Consider the following 21,299-nt stretch of genomic DNA (forward strand, 5'->3'; position numbering starts at 1 on the left):
GGAACGGTTAGCGGCGCACGCGAGGCGGGTGAATTATACCGTTGCGCGGCTCGCACAAATTAGCCTGCGCGAGCGCGCATCCACGAGTCTCAACGCAACGGCAATGCCGCCACAAACGCCGCAATCCGTTCGCATGCGTCGGCAAGACGCGTTTCATCGACGACAAAGCCCAGCCGCACGAAACCGCTCGCGGTCTCGCCAAAAGCGCTGGCGTCGAGCACCGACACCCCTTGCGCGCGAAACAGTTGCCACGTGAAATCCATCGTATCGAGGCCCGTGCCGCTTACGTCGACCATCATGAACATGCCGGCTTCGGGCAGCAGACAGCGCAGTCGCGGAATGCGGCTCAAACGCTCGAACACCACGTCGCGGCGGCGCCGGTAGATGTCGCGCATCTCCGCGACGATGCGCGCCTTCTCCCGCAGCGCCGTCAACGCGGCTTGCTGGATGAAACCCGGCAGGCCGTACAGCATGGCGAGCGCGAGCCGCCCCATATGTTCGATGAGTGGCGTGGGCCCGATCGCCCAGCCCACGCGCCACCCCGCCATTGCATGCGATTTGGACAGACTGCCGAGCGTGACCGTACGCTCGGCCATGCCGGGCAACGACATGATGCTCAGGTGTTCGCGCTCGAACGTGAGATCGGCGTAGACCTCGTCGGACAGCACCCACAGATCGTGCTCGCACGCGAGCCGCGCAATGCGTTCGAGGTCAGCGCGCGGCATCACGACACCGGTCGGATTGCACGGCGTGGCGAAGAAAATCGCCTTCGTGGCCGGCGTAACCGCACGCTCGAGCGCATCGCAGTCCAGGTGAAACGCCCGCGCGGGATCGACCGGCACCGGCACTAGCGTGGCCCCTGCGGCGCGCACGCAAGCTTCGTAGGTGAGGTACATCGGCTCCGGAACGACCACTTCGTCGCCCGCTTCGAGTAGGCAGAGCGACGTGGCGAACACGCCGTTTTGCGCGCCCGCCGTGAGAATCACATTCGCCGCGCTCACGGCGCAGCCGCTCATGCGCGCGTGCTCTTCGGCAATCGCCGCGCGCAGCGGATCGCGGCCGGACACCGCGCTGTAATGCGTATCGCCGCCGCGCAAGGCTTCGATAGCGCGCTCGACAATCGGCGTGGGCGTCGCGAAGTCGGGGTCCCCCACGCTCAGCACGATGACGTCCTCGCCATTCGCGGCCGCCTGCTGCGCCACGCGATGAATCTCCCATGCCGACGTGCGCCGCCCTTGCAAACCCTCGACCCGACTCGAATACTTCATCGCGCTCACCCGTTTCTGATTTGACCCGCCAATGTAAATGGGTGCGCGCGAAACGTCCAGATACGAAAAAGCGCCATGCGGGCGGACAGCCTCGCGTGGCGCTTCAGTGGAGCCCCTGCTTGCACGGACGCCGCAAGTTCAGACTTGGCGGCGCAACTCCGCCGGTGGCACCTTCATCAAATGACGATACTTCGCGACAGTGCGGCGCGCGACGAGCACGCCCTGGTCGGCGAGCATCTTCGCAAGCGTCACGTCCGAAAGCGGATCGCGTGTATTTTCCGCGGCGATCATTTCCTTGAGCAGCGCCCGCACCGCGGCGGCGGAACAGGTGCCGCCGCTTTCGGTGCCGAGCTCGCGCGGGAAAAAATGCTTGAATTCGAAAATGCCGCGTGGCGTGGCCATATATTTGTTGCCGGTCGCGCGCGAGATGGTCGATTCGTGCAGACCCAGTTCGTCGGCGACATCGCGCAACACCATCGGCTTGAGCGCGATTTCACCGTACTGGAAAAACGCCTTCTGATGCGCGACGATGCACTCGGCCACGCGTTGAATCGTGTCGAAGCGTTGTTGCGCATTCCTGATCAACCAGCGCGCCTCCTGAAGCTGCTGGGCGAGCGGCGAACGGCTTGCACCCGCCGACTGCGCAAACAGTTCGGCATACATGCGATGAATCCGTGCGCGCGGCTGAACCGCCGGGTTGATCGTCACGACCCATTTGTTGCGCACCTGACGCACGATCACGTCCGGCACGACGTAGTTATCCTCAGTGCGGCCATAGCAGTTGCCTGGCTTCGGATCGAGCTTGCGCACCAGAGCACAGGCCACGCGCAACTCGTCAGCACTGCAGCCGATCTGCTTTTGCAGTTCGGCCTGCTCGCGACGCGCGAGCCGTTCCAGATGATGCTCGACGATTTGCCGCGCGACATCGCGCCCCGGCGTGTCGGCGGGCAACGCATTCACCTGCAGCAACAGACACTCGGACAGAGAACGTGCACCGAGCCCCGGCCGGTCGAGCGACTGCACGAGGCGCAGTGCCACGAGCAATTCCTCTTCCGTCAACTCGGGGTCGAGATCGACGCTGCCGGCGAGATCGGCGAGGTCCTGGCGCAGATAACCGTCGTCGTCGAGCGCCTCGATGATGAAGCGCGCGACGGCGCGATCGCGGTCGTCGAGCCGGTAGAGACGTAGCGCGTCATGTAGCTGCTCGCGCAATGTCGGTTGCGAGCGCGCCCATTCGGCGGGATCGCTGCCGTCTGAGTCGCCGTTCTGGCGCGCCGAACTGCGGCTGCTGTAGTCGCCCGAAAAATCGCCGGGCATGTCGTCAGGGCCACTGCTATCGAGCGTCTCTGCTGTGACCGCTTCAGCCGGCAACGCATCCGGCTCCGCTGTCGCAACCGCATCGGTGGCAGGCAGCGCGCCGGACTCTTCGCCGGGCGCTGCAGTGGCAAGCGCGACGTCCTCGGTATCTGACGAGTCGTATTCGAGGAACGGATTCGTGTCGAGCGCAGTTCGCAATTCCTGCTGGAACTCCAGAGACGATAGCTGCAACAGACGCACCGATTGCTGCAGACGCGGCGTGAGTGCAAGAGACTGCCTTGTGCGAAGTTCGATTGAAGGCATCGTGTTGAGGTCCCGTGGAAGCTGAAGATGAAGGGTGACGTGAATACAGCAACACCTGTACCAGGCTTCGCAACGCGCTGTTTTTCCTACGCTTTGTATTTTTCAGGCCCACCAATTGCGCCCCCTTCCGAAGCCATTTTTACAAGCGACCCGGCAAATTCCGGTTGGACTTCGCACTAGCGATAGAGCCCTTTTCTATCGGTGCTTTCCTCTATTCATCAGCAGAAAAGCGACGACACGAGCGGCACTTGCGCGATTGCTGCCACCAACGCACGCGCGCAGGCACAGACTTTGCACCTCAGCAGCATGTGGACGGACGAGTGTCTTTGCATCCCGCCGCGGATTCGCGCAGCGACTGTGAGGACCCGGCCGGTGTCGATAACGGGCCCTGACGGGGCCGTAGCGGCAACGACCCCACGCGCGTCATCGGCGGCCTTGGCCGCGATCGACCGCAGGCAACAAGACCGCACTTTCATCAACACCGAAGGAGAAACCATGAAGACCATCCAACTGTTGAAGACCGCAGGCAGCATCGCTTGTGTTGCATTCGCCCTTAACGCCACTGCGCAAACCAGCGCCTCGGCTCCGCGGGCCTCGTCAGAAACCATCGGCGAGCACATCGACGACGGCACCATCACCACCAAGGTCAAGGCAGAACTGCTGGGCGCGAAGAACGTGAAATCGACGCATATCCACGTGAAGACTCGTAAGGGCGTCGTGTGGCTCACGGGCACGGTGCCTTCCGCCAACGACAAATCTGCTGCCCAGGAAGTCGTGGAAGGTGTGAAGGGCGTGAGCAGCGTGAAGAACCGCCTCAAAATCGCTGCCGAATAACTTCAACTGCAACTCCAACTCCAGTTCTGGCTTTCGCGTCGAGCGAATGGAAAAGCCGTCCGCGTGTGAGCATGCGGACGGCTTTTTTCGTCGAAGCCGGGTCTCGAAGCCCGGCCTTTAGCCGTTAGCTTTTCGCGGCATACTGGTCGCGCAGATCGCGCACGCGGTCATGGTTTTGCAGCACGCCCTGGTACTGACGCTCGACAATCGCGCGCACGTCCGCGGGCAATTCCTTTTCCAGCGCGTCGTGATAGTTCTTCTTCGCGACGTCCTCGCCCTTCTCGACCTCGACAAGAATCTGGTGATCGCTGCGGTTCGTCACGGCCGACTTCATGTCGACCCAACCGCGATGCAGCGCGCCGCTCACGCTTCCGCCCGTTTCCGGCTTGCCTCCCAAACGCTGAACCACATCCTGCAACTCACGTGCGCCGCGTGTGCAATCTTCGGCACGCGCCAGGAATATCGTCTTCAATTGCGGGTCGCGCGCATCTTCGGCTGCCTTGCGAAAGCCCTTTTCGCCATCCTTCGACGTTTCGATGAGATCGTTGAGCACGGAAACAACGTTCGTAGCCATTCAATACCTCCAGGGATTTCGTTAATCGTGGAATCCGTCGCCGGCATTCGCGCATGTTTTGCTGCGCGCCTGTCGCCAGCTTGTCATTGCTGCATATGGCAACGGGGTTCGTCGATTACTTCGCATGGGGCGTGCCCGGAGCGTCGCGTCGAGCGCTGCATACTTCGGCATCCAATCGCATCAAGCGCGATTTTCGTTGTACTCGTTGAGCGGCACGGGGTCCCGCAGCGGATCGAAGTCGGCCCAGCGGCCTTGCTGCCAGCGGCCCGTCGCGCGTTCAATGGAGACGCCGCCTGCTTCGCGCAACACCCGCGCGGCGTCGAGCTGATTATCCGGCGACACGTGCACCGCAACCAGCACGCCGGAATCGCGCGCCTCGTGATGAAACGCGGGGCCGAGTCCCCCATTACCGTTATCACGTGTGCGCCACATCGCACCGGCCAGCGAGCCGATATAGGCGCCGACGCCCGCCGCTATGACGGAAACGAGCAACGGCGCCGAGAACGCCGCGAATATACCCACGCCGATAATCGCGCCCGCCACGGCGCCGATCGTCACGCCGAGGCCCGCACCCTTCGGTGCGCCCTTCGCGCCCGCATCGGTGCCGATGTCGCCGCCAATCGGAAAACGCGCATGCTGGCCGCGCGGATTGACGAAAAACAGCGTGACGTCTTCTTCTACAAAGCCGGCATTAAAGAGTTTTTGCGCCGCTTCTTCCGCGGCAGGGAAAGTCGTAAAGCGTGCTGCGACGATGAGCGACATAAGGCCTCCTTGCATCGTGATAGCGTTTTGACGGACGGCGCTCGCGAGTTGCGGTGCGCCTTCAGAAACGGGCGGCGGCGCTAGGCCGCCGTGCCGCGGTCGGGTTCCATGCCTTCCACTCTGAACAATCCGCTATGCAAGATTACGCCCTCGCCGTTGTTCTGGTCGAGCGCCTCGGCGCAGACCGAACGGATCCGGTTGCGGCCTTTGTCGAAGGCCTCCATCAATGCGCTTTCGAGCGGCGACTCGGCGCCGAAATGATCTTCCAGCGCTTCGACGGTAATCGCGCAGACAACCGGTTCGCCTTCCACGCTGGCCATGAATCGAAGCGTCAGATTCGCTCCGTCGAAGATCGGCTTATCGTCGGAAAAAGTGATCTGCATAAGGGAATCCTCATAGGCAGGACGCGGCAGGATTGCGTTCATGATGACGAACCCTTCATTGCGCCGGCGAGTTGCTGCGCCATCTCGAGATGATGCTTGATGATCGGCAGCGCGCGTGCGGCCGCGGCCTTCAGTTGCGAGTCGGTGCCGCTCTGACTCTCCTGCTGGAACAGATCGACCGCTCGCTGATGCGCTTCGAGCCCAATCTGCTCGACGTACGCCTCGTCGAACTGCTGGCCCTTGAGCGTCTGCAGTTTGCCGACCAGAGCCGAGTCCGCGGCCGGCACCGCGTCGAGCCTCTGCTTCGCAGCGAGCGCCGCCATGCTGCGAGCGAGCTTCGTATGATCGGTAATCATCTGCTGCGCGAACTTCTTCACACGCGGATCGCGTGAATTCTTCAGCGCGACCTTGCTGGCCGCAATCTCCGTGGCGTCGGCTTTCGAAGCGTCCTGAATGAACTGCTGATCCGCGGGCGAAAGCCTCGTGCCGGTGACGGGCGCGTCGCTCGCGGGGGCGTCGCTCGCCTGCGCATACACCGCGCCGACCGACGCCGCGCCTAGACTTAGCGCAACAGTCATCACTTGTAGGGAATACCGTGGTTTCATGCATTTTCTCCCTGGTTCACGGAGTCACCGAGGCCTTCTCGCTTGCCTTTGCAACTCGCCCGCTCATGCAGCCTTGCGTTTCGACAATTGCCCGATCAATGCCTTGTTGAATGCGGGAAGGTCGTCGGGCTTGCGGCTCGAAATCAGATTGTTGTCTTCGACCACTTCCTGATCGATCCACGTGCCGCCCGCGTTACGGATATCGTCTTGCAGGCTCGGCCAGCTCGTTACCGTGCGGCCCTTGATGATTCCCGCCGACACGGGGAGCCACGTGCCGTGGCAAATCACCGCGATCGGCTTCTTCGCACTGTCGGCCGCTTTGACGAATGCCTGAGCCTGCGGCAGCAGACGAATCGCGTCGCCGTTCACTACGCCGCCTGGCAATACGACGGCGTCGTAGTCGTCCGCGCTCGCTTTGTCGAAAGTCGAATCGACCTCGACCGTGTCGCCTTTGTCGACATGCTTGAAGCCCTGGATCTTGCCGGCCTTCGCTGAAATCACATGCACGGTCGCGCCGGCTTCAGAAAGCGCGCGTTTGGGCTCGATCAGTTCCGCCTGTTCGAAACCATCCATCGCGAGTACGGCTACCTTCAGACCGTCGAGGCTGTTAGCCATGCGTTCTCTCCTTCAATCAAGTGCGGGGCCGCGCGCATGGAGCGCTGCTTGGTGCGCTGCTTGGTGCGCTGCTTGATGCCCTTTGGCCCCTTGGTCCATCATTAATCACGTCGCAGCAAAGCGCGTGCCCGGCGCCCGAGGCGCGGCGCAGCGCCCCGTTGCGACGGGCTTTGCAGGCGGACTCTACTGAACCGCTAAAACGGCTCACAGACCGCTCGGGTCCTCGTCGAGGCCGTCGTCATCGTCAGCAGCTGACGGCGTCACGATGCGGTCCGGTTCGATGTCCCGATCCGGATCGAGCGTCGAATCGCCGTCCGCTGCGGCGCGCTCGCCGGTGCCGGCGCGATCGGTGTCGCTGCTGAGTTCCGCGTCGCCCGCTTCGAGCGCGTGATTGTCGAGTTCCGTGTCGACGTCGAACTCGTGACGCTTCGCACCGGCGACATCGCTGCCGCTATCGGACGAATCGCTCGGGCCCAACGCGCCCGTCGTGCCGGAGGTTTGTTTGACGACCTGTTGCGGCTCTTCGTCGGGATTCAGCGTGCTGCTCATAGCGCTCTCCTTTTGCAGTGTCGATACGTATGACCTGGTTCGCAAGGACTGTTCCGCCCGTGTGTGGGCGGCTGCAGCGCTGGGCACTGCCTTTGCTTCGGGCCATCACGGGCGCAACGCGCGCTTCACGCTTGAAACTTCTACCTGCAAAGATGGCCACGACGAACAGCACGACTCACAACGCTCACGCATCGGCCAACGACAGCGAGAAGCCAGTCGCGCCAGCCGCGATGCCACCTGGCTTGCGCCATGCCGACGACAGCAAGCCCGGCTACACGCGCAAGCGCGAGAAAGGCGGATTCGCGTATTTCGACGTTGAAGGCAAACGCATCGACGACGAGGCGGAAATCCAGCGCATCAACTCGCTCGCGATTCCACCCGCGTACGAAGACGTATGGATCTGCCCGGACCCGCGCGGCCACATTCAGGCGACCGGCCGCGACACACGCGGGCGCAAGCAGTACCGTTATCACCCGCGCTGGCGCGAAACGCGCGACGCCGACAAGTACGAACGCATGGCGCAATTTGGGCGAGCCTTGCCGAGGATTCGCGCCCGCGTAGCGCACGATCTCGAATTGCCGGGCATGCCTTGCGACAAGGTCGTGGCGGCTGTCGTGCGCCTGCTCGATACGACGCTGGTTCGCATCGGCAGTGTCGAGTACGCGCGCGAGAACCAGTCGTATGGCCTGACGACGCTGCGCAAAAAGCATGTGAAGGTGGAAGCGGGACAACTGCGTTTCAAGTTTCGCGGCAAGAGCGGCATCGAACATGACGTGACCGTCGACGACGCGCGCATCAAACGCATCGTGCGGCGCTGCGCGGAACTGCCAGGTCATGACCTGTTCCAGTATCTCGACGAAGACGGCACGCGCCGTACTGTCGGCTCGGCCGACATCAACGATTATCTGCGTCGTGCAAGCGGCGCGGACTTCACCGCTAAGGACTACCGAACGTGGGCCGGCAGCGTCTATGCGCTCGCCTCGCTAAGGCGCCTCGTGTGCGGCAGCGCCGCGGAAGCACGCAGCCATATCGTTGCGACCGTCAAGGAAGTGGCGGGCTTGCTGCGCAACACACCGGCGGTGTGCCGGCGTTGCTACATCCATCCGGCGATCATCAATGCCTTCGAAGCCGACGAATTGCGAAGCTTGCCGCCCGGCCAGGCGCGCCGTGGCCTCAAAGTGGACGAGGTGGCGTTTGCCTCGCTGCTCGCGCATGCGGAGAAGCGCGCCGCCAAACTCGCGCGCGAAGCAGGCGCGAAAGGCCGGAAGCTACGCGAGACCGAAGCTGCCGACAGCATCAACGGCTCAATTACGACGCTGCTGAAGAAGTCGCGCGCGATTCGCAAGCAAGCGGCGGCGAAAACCAGTGGGAAAGCCGCTGCCAAGACCGGCGCGCGAACAACGCGGCGGACCGCGAGCGCTCCTGCCGGGTCCGCACCGCAAGATGAAAAACCAGTGGCGCGATAGGGTCGTTCTTTATTACTTCGGGCAACGAATTATTTTTCCTCTTCTTTGAAAGCGGCCATCACGAGCCATACGTCACGCTCGCCATCGCGGATTTCCGCAGCGAGCGCATAGGGATCGCCCGGATCGCAAACGCGCTCCAGCGCTTCATGCGCCACTTCTCCGTTGGGGAACACGCGCTCCGTCAACGGCCTGACTTCCTGCTTCCCCTCGAACATCCGCTGATTCCTGCGATACACGAGCGTCTGCGATTTCCAGTCATCAAAACATTCCCGCACGTGGGTGAAGTCGCCGCCACAGATATTCGCCTGGTAATGAATTTTTTGGGTCATGATCGTATCTCCCGCGATGCGTCGATGCCTGCTTCGCCGCATCGATACAGCCGGCGCAGGGAGATGTGATGCGTTTTCGCTGCACCGGATTCATGATGCTCAACTTTTTTCGAGCAATTGACATGCCGCCCGACTATCGGTTCCCACACCGTGGCGGCCGCCCGGCGGCCGCAGGAATTTCAACGGCACACGCATCATTTACGCGTGACGGCGGCGTGTGTCGCGCGTCAGCCCGCGACCATGCCACCACCATGCGCCGGCTTCACGTGCGGGCCTGCACGTTTGCGGGCAACGCGCGCGAAGGTGTTTCCCTCAGCGCATCGCAAGCGCTTTCGAAACCGCGAGGAACGCTCGTTGCTGCATCGTTCTTCACCCCTAACCTGCAAAGGAGGCACATCATGGTCATGCAAAGTCAGACGCAAGGCACGGAAGGCGCACGTATCGTCGGAAAAGGAAGTGCGACGGCGGAAGGTCCCGGGCCGGACGTGATGGCGGCAGACACGCTCGACGACAACAGGGTGCTCAGCAGTGACGGTGAGGACATCGGCAAGATCAAGGACATCATGCTCGACGTCCGTTCCGGCCGCATCGCGTACGCCGTGCTTTCGAGCGGCGGCTTCCTCGGCATCGGCGACAAGCTGCTCGCCATTCCCTGGCGCGCGCTCACCCTCGACACCGAGCAGAAGTGCTTCGTGCTGAACATGACGGCGGAACGCGTGAAAAGCGCACCGGGGTTCGACAAGGACCACTGGCCGTCGATGGCGGATCAGACATGGGCCACGTCCGTGCACCAGTACTACGGCAGCGAGCCGTACTGGAGCCGCGACCGGTTCGATATGCGCGATGACGTCGGCGTAGGCGACCTTCCGGCCGGTTCGTCGGATGCGCCCGAATCTGGCGGAGTCAAGCTGTAAGCGGCGATCCGTTGCAAGGGCGTGAGGCGCTAAAGCGCTTCATGACGCGTGCTCACGACGCGCCGGCATGCCGCCATCGCGGCGGCCGGCGCGTTTAACTTTCAGTGTACGAAGGCCTCGCGGAGGGCGCGGACCAGCAAGCACGACCGACGCAAACACGACCTGAAAGGGAGGCAACTCCGATGGCGACCAGAAAGACCACCAGCAAATCCCGACGCCCAAAGGCGCGCGGCAAATCAGGACGTCCGCCGCGTCAACGCCACGCGCAGGCCCATGCCGCGCAACATGCGAAGGCGTCGCGCGCAGGCGGTGGCAAGAGTTCGCGCAAATGGTCGCATCATGTGATGGAAACCAGCGACGCCATGGATCTCGAGCACGACATCTTCAAAAGCGGCAACGCCGAAGACATTGCCCAATCGCTGAAACACTCGTCGACGAAAAGCCGCCGGCGCAAAGGCACGCCGTTTCAATCGGCGATGTCTATGCTTAACTTCTACATCAACCGCGCGGGCCGGAACCTGCCGAAAACCCGCCGCGCAACGCTGGAGCAAGCCAAGCGCAAGCTGCGCGAAGCGTTCGGACGTGCGCCTTGAAGTGGTCTGTAGCGACTCGACGCGCCTTCATGCGCGTCGATATGCGTTGAGGTGACGCGTCTGGGCTTCGCGCCCCATCCACCCGTCGCGGCATGTGGGATCAATCCGCATGCCGGCCCTCACCGGATGCTCATGCACGAAACTTTGTGGTTTCTCATTGTTGGTGCCGTGCTCGTCTTCATGGGCGTGGCGGCAACGACACTACGGCGGCTGCCCGTCAGCGCCGCCATGTTCTACGTCGTGATCGGCTACGCGCTGGGGCCGCCCGGCCTCGATCTGCTGCGTCTCGACATGATTGCCGACGCGCATCTGCTGCGCACCGTCACCGAGGTTGCGCTGCTGGTGTCGCTGTTCGCCATCGGACTGCGTTTGCGCGTGGGCATGCTCGACAAACTGTGGATGGTGCCGCTGCGTCTCGGCTTTCTCGCGATGCTGGCGACGGTGCCGTTGCTCACGATCTTCAGTGTGTACGTGCTGCATCTCGGCTGGGGACCGGCCGTATTGCTGGCCGCGATCCTCGCGCCGACAGATCCGGTGCTGGCCCACGACGTCCAGGTGCACGACCCCGACGATCACGACCTCCTGCGCTTCGCGCTATCGGGCGAAGGCGGCCTGAACGACGGCATCGCGCTACCCTTCGCGATGGTGGGTCTCGCGTTGTGCGCAGCGCACGCAGCCAACATGGGTACACAGGCGGGCGACGTACTGAACCTGAAGCTAGCCGGCACCGCTATATGGGGCGTGCTGGGCGCGATTGCGATTGGCGCCCTGCTCGGCTGGGTGACGACGCACGCGGTGGCCTGGCTGCGCACGCGCCATGCTCATGCGCTGGGCCTCGAAGGTTTTTTCGCGCTGGGGCTCATCGGCCTGTCGTTCGGTGCGGCACAACTCGCGCAGACCTACGGCTTTCTTGCGGTGTTCGCGGCGGGCGTGTCGATGCGCCGCGTCGAACATCGTGCCAGTGGCGAAAACTCGCCGCGCGAAACCATCGGCACCGTCGATTCAGAGGATGTCGAAGCAACTGCGTCCGATCCCGAGAAAGCGCATGCATTTATGACGGAGTCCGTATTAGGCTTCACGATCGAGCTCGAACGCATTGCCGAAGTGATCATCATGGCAATGGTCGGCAACGTGCTCGCCACGCTGGATGCGCCGCTTTTCACCTGGCAGGCGCTTGCGCTGACCGTGGCGCTCTTCGTGCTCGTGCGGCCCGCGTCGGTGGAGTTGTCGCTGCTCGGCTCGGCGGCCGCGCCCACGCAGAGGCGCTTGATGAGCTGGTTCGGCATTCGCGGCGTGGGCTCGTTTTACTACCTCGCTTATTCGCTGGAACACGGCCCCACCGCCGACGTGAAACCGCTCGTGCCCCTTGCGCTCGCGGTCGTCACGGCCTCGGTGGTGATTCATGGCGTGTCAGCGACGCCGCTGATGAACCGTTATCGCCGGTTGCGCCGCAGCGAAAGTTAGCTCACGCCGGACGGCGCGCGTCGTCCAACTGCTTGCGGCGCGCCTCGCCTTGCCGCGCCAGCATCCAGCCCGGATACTCGGCGGGCAGCGCGCTCACCTGATCGAGCTTTGCCAGTTCATCGGCGGTGAGCGCGACGCCGGTGGCCGCGATGTTGTCGTCGAGCTGCTCGACTTTCTTTGCGCCGACAATCACCGACGTCACCACGCGCTGATGCAGCAGCCAAGCGAGCGCGATCTGCGCCACGGACACGCGTTTGGTTTCGGCGATCTCGCGCATCGCATCGATACAGCCGTACGCGCGCTCGCGATCAACCGGCGGAAAGTCGAACGTCGTACGGCGGCTGCCCGCCTCGCCCTGCTGCTCGCGCCCGTATTTGCCGCTCAGCAGGCCGCCCGCGAGCGGACTCCACACCATCAGCCCCAGGCCTTCGCTTTGCAGCATCGGCACGAGTTCGCGTTCGAGGTCGCGGCCCGCGACGGTGTAGTACGCCTGCAGCGTCTCGAAGCGTGCGAGCCCCAAACGCTCAGCAATGCCGAGCGCCTTCATGATCTGCCACGCGGCCCAGTTCGACACGCCGACATAGCGCACATGGCCGTGCTGCACGAGCGTATCGAGCGCGCGCACGGTTTCCTCGATCGGCGTGGCCGGATCGAAACCGTGGATCTGATACAGGTCGACGTGATCGAGTTGCAGGCGCTTCAAACTCGCCTTCATCCCGTCGATGATGTGATACCGCGACGCGCCGCGCGCGTTCGGAAACTCGCCGGTCGGGCCGAACACCTTGGTCGCCACCACGACCTTGTCGCGCGGCACTTTGAGGTTTTTCAGCGCCTGCCCGGTGATCTGCTCGGACAGGCCTTCGGCGTAGACGTCGGCCGTGTCGATGAAGTTGATGCCCGCGTCGAGCGCCCGGCCGACGAGCCGCTCCGCGTCCGCCTGCTGCAAATCGCCAATCTGCTTCCACATGCCTTCGCCGCCGCCAAAGGTCATCGTGCCCAGACATAATTCGGAAACAAAGACACCGGTACGGCCAAGCTGGTTGTATCGCATTGTCGAACCTCCATCGCAGATGAGTGGACAGGTGAGCCGTAAAGAGTACTGCAATTGGCGAGTTCCAGCAGGCTGGCTACCCTCGCCCAAGGGAACCGTAGTTGCAAGCGCACCGCTTGGCAAAATCCGCGGAAACCTGCCAGACTGGCTTTCTGATTCGGCGGGAGTTCGCCATTCCGCCGCCCGCCGTTCTGCGGTTTGTTGGCGCAACGCGCGGGTTTACCGTTCTCTGGATATGACGCGTTACGTCCCCAACTAAACACGCATGATTTCAGCCACCACGCTCGCCACTACAGCCACCCCAACCACGCCAGCCGCCACGCCGCGCGCGGCCACCGCTTCGCCAGCGCCAGATCGCGCCGCGGCGGAAGGCGCGCTGGCGGGCTTTCATCCCGCGGTTGCCGGCTGGTTTGCGAAGACCTTCCCCGCGCCGACCGACGCCCAAGCCGCCGCCTGGCCGCAGATTCGCCGCGGCCGTCCGACGCTGGTAGCCGCGCCGACCGGTTCGGGCAAAACGCTCACGGCGTTCCTTTCCGCACTCGACGATCTGGTCCAGCAAGGTCTCGCGAACAACGGCGCATTGCCCGACGAAACGTTGGTGGTCTACGTGTCGCCGTTGAAGGCGCTGTCAAACGACATCCGCCTGAATCTGCAGATGCCGTTGCAAGGCATTGCCGCGGAACTCGATGCGCGCGGCCTGCCGCCGCTCGATATCCGCACGGCCGTGCGCACCGGCGACACCACGCAGCAGGAACGCAACGCGCTGAAAAAGCGCGCGCCGCATATTCTCGTGACGACGCCGGAGTCGCTCTATGTGCTGCTCGGCTCCGATTCGGGCCGACGCATGCTGGCCACGGTGCGTACCGTGATCGTCGACGAAATTCATGCGCTTGCCGGCAGCAAGCGCGGCAGCCATCTCGCGCTCAGTCTCGAACGTCTCGACGCGCTCTGTCAGCGGCGCTTGCCGCGCATCGGCCTGTCCGCGACGCAAAAACCGGTGAGCGCGGTGGCACGATTTCTCGTAGGCGGCGGCAGTATCGAAAGCGGTGCGCCCGCGGACTGCGCGATCGTCAACGTGGGGCACATCCGTGAGCGCGATCTCGCGCTGGAAATTCCGCCGGTGCCGCTCGAAGCGGTCATGCCGAACGAAGTGTGGGAGCGCGTCTACGACCGTCTCGCGGAACTCGTCGCGCTGCATCGCACGACGCTGATCTTTGTGAACACGCGGCGCATGGCCGAGCGCGCGGCACGTCACCTGACCGAGCGGCTCGGCAAGGAGGCCGTCGCCGCGCACCACGGCAGTCTCGCGAAAGAACATCGTTTCGATGCCGAACAGCGGCTCAAGCGCGGCGAACTGCGCGTGCTGATCGCCACGGCTTCGCTGGAACTGGGCATCGATATCGGCGACGTCGATCTGGTCTGCCAGATGGGTTCGCCGCGCGCAATCGCGCCGTTCCTGCAACGCGTCGGGCGGTCGGGCCACCATGTCGGCGGCCTGCCTAAAGGGCGGCTCTTTCCGACTTCGCGCGACGATCTGATCGAATGCGCGGCGCTGCTCGATTGCGTGCGGCGCGGCGAACTCGACGCGCTGCGCATTCCGCGCGCGCCGCTCGATGTGCTCGCGCAACAGATCGTCGCCGAGGTATCGAGCGCCGAATGGAGCGAGGATGCGCTGTTCGACCTGATGCGACGCGCCGCGCCGTACGCGGACCTGGAACGTGAACAGTTCGACGCGGTGCTGCGCATGCTCGCCGAAGGCTACACGAGCCGTCATGGACCGCGTGCCGCGTACATTCATCGTGATGTGGTGAGCGGCACGTTGCGCGGCCGGCGCGGTGGCAAGCTCGTCGCGGTCACGTCGGGCGGCACGATTCCAGAGAACGCCGACTATGCGGTGGTGCTCGAACCACAGGCGATCAATATCGGCACCGTCAACGAAGACTTCGCTGTCGAAAGTCTCGCTGGCGACGTGTTCCAGCTCGGCAACGCGTCGTACCGGATACTGCGGATCGAAAGCGGCCGCGTGCGGGTCGAGGACGCGCAAGGCCAGCCGCCCAATATTCCTTTCTGGCTCGGCGAAGCGCCGGGGCGCAGCGACGAACTGTCGTTCGGCGTCGCGCGCCTGCGGGAGCAGATTGCGCGTCTGCTCGCCCCGGACGATCCGGCGGCGACGGCGGCGACGGCGCCGCTAATGCAAACGCAAGCGCGAGCTCAGGCGAACAACAACGCTTCGAAGGCGACCGCCGTTGAAAACCTGACTAGCGAAACCGCCGATGCATCTAACCTAATGCCCGCGCGTCTCGAACGCGCGATCGACTGGCTCATCTCCGAACTCGGTCTTGACGAAGGCGCCGCGCGTCAGATCGTCGACTATCTCGCGCGGGCACGCGCCGCGCTCGGTGTCCTGCCGACGCAGGACACGCTCGTCATGGAGCGCTTCTTCGATGAATCGGGCGGCACACAGCTCGTGATCCATGCGCCGTTCGGCAGTCGCGTGAATCGCGCGTGGGGCCTCGCGCTGCGCAAGCGCTTTTGCCGCGCCTTCAATTTCGAACTGCAAGCCGCCGCGACCGAGGACGCCATCGTGCTGTCCCTGACCGGCAGCCATTCATTCGTACTGGATGAAGTGTGGCGCTATCTGCATTCGAACAGCGCCGAGCATCTGCTGATTCAGGCGCTGCTCGACGCGCCGCTTTTCGGTGTGCGCTGGCGCTGGAATGCGACCACCGCGCTCGGCCTGCCGCGCTACACCGGCGGACGCAAAACGGCGCCGCAATTGCAACGCATGCGCAGCGAGGATCTGCTCACCAGCGTCTTTCCGGAACAGGCCGCGTGTCTGGAGAACGTGGTCGGCGAGCGCGAACTGCCGCGCCATCCGTTAGTCGACCAGACCGTCGACGACTGCCTGCACGACGCAATGGACAGCGAGCGCTGGATCGCGCTGCTGCGCCGTATTGAAAGCGGCGACGTGCGTCTCGTGGCGCGCGATCTGCCGGCACCGTCGCCGCTCGCCGCCGAAATTCTGACCGCCAAGCCCTACGCCTATCTCGACGACGCGCCGATCGAGGAACGCCGCACGCAAGCCGTGCTGAATCGCCGCTGGACCGATCCGGCCAGCGCCGACGATCTCGGCGCGCTGGATGCCGACGCGATCGCCAGCGTGCGGGAAGAAGCGTGGCCGCAGGCACGCAGCCTCGATGAAATGCATGAAGCGCTGATGGGTCTCGCGTGCATCACCGAGGCCGAGGCGCAGCACAATGAAGGCTGGCCGGCATGGCTCGCGTCGCTCGCGCAATCCGGCCGCGCGACTCGCTTGCAGATTGCCGCCGATGCCGCACTGTGGCTCCCCGCCGAACGTCTGACGTGTTTCGACGCGCTCTATCCGGACACGAAAGGCGGCAGGGAGAAAGGCGGAGAAGCGAACGGCGCCCGCTTCACCCCGGCGCTCACCGCGCCGAAAGGCTACTCTGAAACGTGGGCCGCCGACGACGCCTTACTCGACGTGCTGCGCGCCCGGCTGACGGGTTTCGGTCCGCTGCCCGTCAGCGCGATTGCAGGCGCGCTGAGGCTGCCGGAGACATCGATCGAACAGGCGCTTGGCCGTCTCGAAGCGGAAGGCTATGTGATGCGCGGCCGCTTCACGCCGCAGACCGCTGACGAAGAATGGTGCGAGCGGCACCTTCTCGCGCGGATACACCGCTACACCGTCAAACGTTTGCGTCGGGAAATCGAGCCGGTGGAACGGCACGACTTCATGCGCTTCCTGTTCGAATGGCAGCACCTGACGCCGGACACGCGCAGCGAAGGACGCGACGCGCTCGCCGCCGTGCTCGAACAGATGGAAGGCTTCCAGGCCGCGGCAAGCGCGTGGGAGGAAGACATCCTGCCCGCGCGCGTCAAGGCGTATTCGAATACTTCGCTCGACGAACTATGCCGGGCCGGCAAGATCGTCTGGACCCGGCTGACTGAACGCTCTCGCAGCACCGCGGGCCCGGTGCGCAGTACGCCTATCGTGCTGTTGCCGCGCGCACAGGTGCGCACGTGGAGCGCACTGATCGATCCGGCGCGGCAACCGGAGTTGTCGGCGCGCGCCCAGTCTGTGCATGACGTGCTGTCGCAACACGGCGCAATGTTCTTCGACGAATTGCTGCACGAACTTCGCGTCTTGCGTATCGAACTGGAAAATGCGCTCGGCGAACTGGTGGCGGCCGGCCTCGTCAATTCGGACAGCTTCGCAGGCTTGCGCGCATTGCTGAAGCCGGCCGCCAAACGCAATGCGTATTCGGGCAGCCGACGCATGAGAGCCACCGCATTGATTGGCGGCATGGACGACGCGGGACGCTGGGCACTCGTCAACCGGCGCAACGCCGTTGCAGAAAACGCGGAACCTGCCGTGAAAACGGATGCACCGCCGCAGCGCCGCCAGTTGCCGCCCGACATCCTCGAACATGTCGCGATGACGTTGCTACGGCGCTACGGCGTCGTCTTCTGGCGTTTGCTCGAACGCGAAGCCGACTGGCTGCCGCCCTGGCGCGATCTGCTGCGCGTCTACCAGCGGCTCGAAGCGCGCGGCGTGATTCGCGGCGGACGCTTCGTGAACGGACTCGCCGGCGAGCAGTTCGCGTTACCGGAAGCGATTCCTTTGCTGCGCGAAGTTCGCCGGCATGCGAACGATGGTGCTTTTGTGTGCGTCGGCGCAACCGATCCGCTCAATCTCGCAGGCACGCTGTTGGTGGGAGAACGCGTGCCGGCTGTCGCGGGCAACCGCGTTCTCTATCGCGATGGCGTCGTTGTGGCGACGCTCGCGGCGGGCGCGTTCTGGTTCGAACCGTCGATCGAGGCGAATCCGGTGGAACGCGAGCGGGCGCGCAGTTGGCTGACGCGCCGGTTCTAGTTTTGCGAATGCGTAAAGTGTGCCCAGGTCGCGATTAAAGCGCTGCTTCTTTTACCGGTTCATGCGCGAAAAGGCGAAGCCCCCGCGCTATTCAGGTTTTACGGCCGGAATTTTGGCTGCTTCGCTACAATGGGCCCGTCTTTAAGTATGATGAAGACTGTCTGCCGTCATCCGCCATCACGGCCGAAACGGCACACCGCCCGGGGATCCCATGAATGACGACCAACACGAGCAGGTGCTTTACGCACAGTTCGGCACAAGCAGCCCTTGCTGGCGTCTGTCGAGCGACAGCAACGCGCTCGAACTGACGCCAGTCACGGGGGACGTGCCGGCCAACGTTGCCATTCCGCTGAATCCTCAACAGGCCGCGCAAGTCCGCTGCCTCACGGGCATTACATCGCATCTGATTCTCGACGTGCGGCTATTCGGCGAGCCATTGCGTTTGCACCTCGTCGGCAGAAAGATCAACAGCAGTAGTTGGGCCGGCACGGCGTCGGCTTATGACGACACCGAATCCGTCGCGCGCGATCTGATGCATGGCTTGTCATTCGCCGAGCAGGTCGTGTCCGAAGTCAATTCCGTTGTGGTGATCGTCGACCGGCATGGGCGAATTCAGCGCTTTAACCGGCTCGCCGAAGAACTCACGGGCGTCAAGGAAGAGAACATTATTGGGCGCAATGTGTGGGCGCTTTTCATGTCGTCGGAAGACGGCGCGGCGTCGAGTCAGAACATTGCGGGCTTTTTCAATCGCGGCGTGTCGTATGAAGTCGAGCGGCGCATCAAGACACTGCACGGCGAACGGCTCTTCCTGTTTCGCAACAAGTTCGTGCAGAGCGGCAGCGGCGTGGATGAACAGTATCTGATCTGCTCGGGCACGGACATCACTGAAGAACGCCTCGCGCAAGACCGTCTCACGCTACTTGCGAACACCGACTCGCTCACCGGACTCGCCAATCGCAACGCGATCCACGACAACATCCGCACTGCGATCGAAGACGCCGCGCCCGGCGAATCGGTGGGCGTGCTCTTTCTCGACCTTGACAACTTCAAGAAGGTCAACGATCACTACGGTCACGTATTCGGCGACCGTTTGATCCGCGATGTATCGGCGGCAATCGGTACGTGTCTGAACCAAGGCGACACGCTTGCGCGGCTCGGCGGCGACGAGTTCATCGTGCTCGCGGCCAAGGGCACGGCCCACGAACTTGAAGCGACCGCGCAGCGCATTCTCGAGCGCATGCGCACGCCGTTCAGCCTCGGGCTCGTCGAAGTCTATACGGGCTGCTCGATCGGCATTGCGCGCTATCCGGAGCACGGCGACAACCTGGAGTCGCTAATCCGTTCCGCCGATACCGCGATGTACGTCGCAAAAGACGAAGGCAAGCGCACGCACCGCGTGTTCTCGCCGGAGATGAACCGCAAGGTCGCCGAGTACATGTGGCTCGACACCAACCTGCGGCGCGGGCTCGACGAAGGCCAGTTGACGCTGCACTATCAGCCCAAGCTGCTGCTCTCGAACGGCGCGGTGCAAGGCGTGGAAGCGCTGGTGCGCTGGAATTCGCCAGAGCGCGGGCAGGTCATGCCGGCGGAGTTCATTCGTTATGCCGAAGAGTCGGGGCTGATCGGCGTGCTCGGCCGCTGGGTCATGGCAACAGCCGCGAAGCAGGCCGCCAAATGGAAAGCGGACGGCTACAACCTGCGCATCGCGATCAATGTGTCGGCGCGGCAACTGGTCGATACCGCCGTGGTCCGGCATTTCAACGAAGCGCTTCAACAGGCGAATCTCGACCCTTGTCTGATCGACGTCGAACTCACCGAGAGTTGCCTGATAGAAGACGAAGCCGCGGCAATGGATCTGATCAAGCAGTTCCGCCAGCTCGGTGCGCAAGTGCATCTCGACGACTTCGGCACCGGCTATTCGTCGCTGTCGCAATTGGGCCGCATTCCGCTCGACGTCATCAAGCTCGACCGCAGCTTCGTGCGTTCAATCAACGCCGACACCAAAGCGCAAGCGCTGGTCCGCTCGATGGTCGCGGTTGCGCAGGAACTCGACTTCAAGGTCGTCGCGGAAGGCATCGAAACGGAGTCGGAAGAGGCCTTCATGAAGGGGCTGGGCGTCGAATACGTCCAAGGCTATCTGTACGCTCACCCAATGCCCGCCGCGGACTTCGAGCGCTGGCTGAACGACAGGCAGAAGCTCAGGCTGATTGCCTGAGCTTGCGCAGTGCAATGGGCAGTGGGCGCCCTCGCGCCGCACCGGAAACGGATCAGCCGAAGTTGGCCGCGCTAGCAGCGGTCTGCCGCAGATTCGACGTGCGGCGGTTTTGCAGCATCACGAGCCGCTCCATGAAGGCAAGGTCCTTCTCTTCGATCATGAAAGCGGCGTCCACCCAATCCTCGGTGATTTCCATCAGTTCGGCGCGCGACAATTGCAGCACGCGCTGACGCGCCCGCAGCATCGCGCGGATGCCGTTCATTTTCGGCTTGAGGGTGTCGATAAAGGTGCGCGTCGCCATGTAGGCGTCGCCCGGTTCGAACAGCTGATCGACGAGACCTTTGTTGTGGTGCCATTCCGCCGTATGCGGCTCGCCCACGCCGATCAGCTCCTCAGCGAGCCGCATCCCGGCTTTGCGCGCGACGAGCGAATAGCCGCCCATGCCGGGGAACAGATTGAACGCGATTTCGGGAAAGCCCATGCGCGCGTCCGATTGCGCGAGCAGGAAGTGATGCGCGAGCGCAGCCTCGAAGCCGCCGCCGAGCGCCGTGCCCTCAACCATCGCAATCGAAATCGCACCAGTATCGAAACCGCGCGCCGCCGCATGAACGCAGTCGACGCAGGCACGCGCATACGCCATCAGCGCTTGACGCTTGCCCGAGCGGATCGCCTCGGCGAAGAAATCGAGGTCGCCGCCGACGTTGTAGATGTTCGGAATCAGCGAACCGGTCACCCAGAAGTCAATCGGCAGACCCGAGTCGCGCGCGGCTTGCGCGAGTTCCAGAATGTCGTGCACCAGTTCCAGATTGAAACAGGGACGCGGTTGCGCACGCAGCATCATCCACATGACATTCCGGCCTTCTTCATAGTAAGCGCAGATTTGCGACAGATTGCCGGCTTCGAGGAACGGGCGGCAGGCGTGGTGGTTGTGCAGATTCATTTTGATCGGTCCTTTAAGGTTAAACACTGATATTGCAATGCGAGCCTAAAGCAGACCGGAATCGGATGGGAGCGTGGTAACCAACAGATCAATGCAAGGAGGTCTCAAAGCCTTGCTGGACGGGCGTCACGGCAGCAGCCCAGGACGGCGTGGCGCACCCCGCGAGCGCAAACGCTTGCGCGGCGAAGATGCGCGACATAGCGCGAAATTGCGCGCAAACGGG

The 21,299-nt window shown here is 63.5% G+C and carries 18 protein-coding genes; 7 read left to right on the forward strand and 11 right to left on the reverse strand.

Annotated features, from left to right (window positions below):
* Positions 1 to 89: 89 nt before the first annotated feature.
* Together C0Z16_RS16490 and C0Z16_RS16495 are read right to left on the reverse strand one after the other, a co-directional pair.
* On the reverse strand, positions 90 to 1,268 hold the full coding sequence (locus C0Z16_RS16490; RefSeq protein WP_102633187.1) for a pyridoxal phosphate-dependent aminotransferase: 1,179 nt from the start codon (positions 1,266 to 1,268) through the stop codon (positions 90 to 92).
* A 138-nt stretch (positions 1,269 to 1,406) separates the two neighbouring features.
* Positions 1,407 to 2,888, reverse strand: a complete 1,482-nt coding sequence (locus C0Z16_RS16495; RefSeq protein WP_102633188.1) for an RNA polymerase factor sigma-54 — start codon at positions 2,886 to 2,888, stop codon at positions 1,407 to 1,409.
* 495 nt (positions 2,889 to 3,383) lie between these two features.
* On the opposite strand from C0Z16_RS16495, the gene C0Z16_RS16500 reads away from it, so the two are divergent.
* On the forward strand, positions 3,384 to 3,722 hold the full coding sequence (locus C0Z16_RS16500; protein ID WP_102633242.1) for a BON domain-containing protein: 339 nt from the start codon (positions 3,384 to 3,386) through the stop codon (positions 3,720 to 3,722).
* 124 nt (positions 3,723 to 3,846) lie between these two features.
* On the opposite strand, the gene C0Z16_RS16505 is transcribed toward C0Z16_RS16500, so the two are convergent.
* The 6 genes from C0Z16_RS16505 to C0Z16_RS16530 form a co-directional block, all read right to left on the reverse strand.
* Positions 3,847 to 4,296: a PA2169 family four-helix-bundle protein gene (locus tag C0Z16_RS16505; protein WP_102633189.1), complete on the reverse strand. Its 450-nt coding sequence runs from the start codon at positions 4,294 to 4,296 to the stop codon at positions 3,847 to 3,849.
* A gap of 180 nt (positions 4,297 to 4,476) precedes the next feature.
* Positions 4,477 to 5,058 carry a hypothetical protein gene (locus C0Z16_RS16510; RefSeq protein WP_102633190.1) on the reverse strand — a complete coding sequence of 194 codons (582 nt, stop codon included), beginning with the start codon at positions 5,056 to 5,058 and terminating at the stop codon, positions 4,477 to 4,479.
* 80 nt (positions 5,059 to 5,138) lie between these two features.
* Positions 5,139 to 5,483, reverse strand: a complete 345-nt coding sequence (locus C0Z16_RS16515; protein WP_102633191.1) for a DUF1488 family protein — start codon at positions 5,481 to 5,483, stop codon at positions 5,139 to 5,141.
* Positions 5,480 to 6,046 carry a DUF4142 domain-containing protein gene (locus tag C0Z16_RS16520; RefSeq protein WP_102633192.1) on the reverse strand — a complete coding sequence of 189 codons (567 nt, stop codon included), beginning with the start codon at positions 6,044 to 6,046 and terminating at the stop codon, positions 5,480 to 5,482. Before C0Z16_RS16520 ends, C0Z16_RS16515 begins: the two co-directional genes overlap by 4 nt.
* A gap of 63 nt (positions 6,047 to 6,109) precedes the next feature.
* Positions 6,110 to 6,661: a type 1 glutamine amidotransferase domain-containing protein gene (locus tag C0Z16_RS16525; RefSeq protein WP_102633193.1), complete on the reverse strand. Its 552-nt coding sequence runs from the start codon at positions 6,659 to 6,661 to the stop codon at positions 6,110 to 6,112.
* Positions 6,662 to 6,865: 204 nt separating this feature from the next.
* The gene (locus tag C0Z16_RS16530; RefSeq protein ID WP_102633194.1) at positions 6,866 to 7,210 is read right to left on the reverse strand and encodes a chemotaxis protein; all 345 of its coding nucleotides are present in this window, start codon (positions 7,208 to 7,210) and stop codon (positions 6,866 to 6,868) included.
* A gap of 152 nt (positions 7,211 to 7,362) precedes the next feature.
* On the opposite strand from C0Z16_RS16530, the gene C0Z16_RS16535 reads away from it, so the two are divergent.
* Positions 7,363 to 8,676 carry a DNA topoisomerase IB gene (locus C0Z16_RS16535; RefSeq protein WP_102633195.1) on the forward strand — a complete coding sequence of 438 codons (1,314 nt, stop codon included), beginning with the start codon at positions 7,363 to 7,365 and terminating at the stop codon, positions 8,674 to 8,676.
* 29 nt (positions 8,677 to 8,705) lie between these two features.
* On the opposite strand, the gene C0Z16_RS16540 is transcribed toward C0Z16_RS16535, so the two are convergent.
* Complete coding sequence (locus tag C0Z16_RS16540) at positions 8,706 to 9,005, reverse strand: hypothetical protein (RefSeq protein WP_102633196.1); 300 nt, start codon at positions 9,003 to 9,005, stop codon at positions 8,706 to 8,708.
* 398 nt (positions 9,006 to 9,403) lie between these two features.
* Here C0Z16_RS16540 and C0Z16_RS16545 point away from each other — a divergent pair, with 398 nt between their 5' ends.
* The 3 genes from C0Z16_RS16545 (at position 9,404) to C0Z16_RS16555 (ending at position 11,976) form a co-directional block, all read left to right on the forward strand.
* Positions 9,404 to 9,919: a PRC-barrel domain-containing protein gene (locus C0Z16_RS16545; RefSeq protein WP_102633243.1), complete on the forward strand. Its 516-nt coding sequence runs from the start codon at positions 9,404 to 9,406 to the stop codon at positions 9,917 to 9,919.
* Positions 9,920 to 10,101: 182 nt separating this feature from the next.
* Positions 10,102 to 10,512, forward strand: coding sequence for a DUF3175 domain-containing protein (locus C0Z16_RS16550; protein ID WP_102633197.1), 411 nt, complete (start codon positions 10,102 to 10,104; stop codon positions 10,510 to 10,512).
* A 132-nt stretch (positions 10,513 to 10,644) separates the two neighbouring features.
* Positions 10,645 to 11,976, forward strand: a complete 1,332-nt coding sequence (locus C0Z16_RS16555) for a cation:proton antiporter (RefSeq protein WP_102633244.1) — start codon at positions 10,645 to 10,647, stop codon at positions 11,974 to 11,976.
* A 1-nt stretch (position 11,977) separates the two neighbouring features.
* On the opposite strand, the gene C0Z16_RS16560 is transcribed toward C0Z16_RS16555, so the two are convergent.
* Positions 11,978 to 13,027 (reverse strand): aldo/keto reductase, encoded by a 1,050-nt coding sequence (locus tag C0Z16_RS16560; RefSeq protein ID WP_102633198.1) that lies wholly within the window; start codon positions 13,025 to 13,027, stop codon positions 11,978 to 11,980.
* A gap of 265 nt (positions 13,028 to 13,292) precedes the next feature.
* Here C0Z16_RS16560 and C0Z16_RS16565 point away from each other — a divergent pair, with 265 nt between their 5' ends.
* Both C0Z16_RS16565 and pdeR read left to right on the forward strand, forming a co-directional pair.
* The gene (locus tag C0Z16_RS16565; protein WP_102633199.1) at positions 13,293 to 17,921 is read left to right on the forward strand and encodes a DEAD/DEAH box helicase; all 4,629 of its coding nucleotides are present in this window, start codon (positions 13,293 to 13,295) and stop codon (positions 17,919 to 17,921) included.
* 211 nt (positions 17,922 to 18,132) lie between these two features.
* Complete coding sequence (gene pdeR / locus C0Z16_RS16570; protein WP_102633200.1) at positions 18,133 to 20,136, forward strand: cyclic di-GMP phosphodiesterase; 2,004 nt, start codon at positions 18,133 to 18,135, stop codon at positions 20,134 to 20,136.
* 52 nt (positions 20,137 to 20,188) lie between these two features.
* Here the strand turns inward: pdeR and C0Z16_RS16575 are convergent, their stop codons facing one another.
* Positions 20,189 to 21,076 (reverse strand): crotonase/enoyl-CoA hydratase family protein, encoded by an 888-nt coding sequence (locus tag C0Z16_RS16575; protein WP_102633201.1) that lies wholly within the window; start codon positions 21,074 to 21,076, stop codon positions 20,189 to 20,191.
* Positions 21,077 to 21,299: the final 223 nt, after the last annotated feature.

Source organism: Paraburkholderia rhynchosiae (genome assembly GCF_002879865.1).
Lineage (GTDB): Bacteria > Pseudomonadota > Gammaproteobacteria > Burkholderiales > Burkholderiaceae > Paraburkholderia > Paraburkholderia rhynchosiae.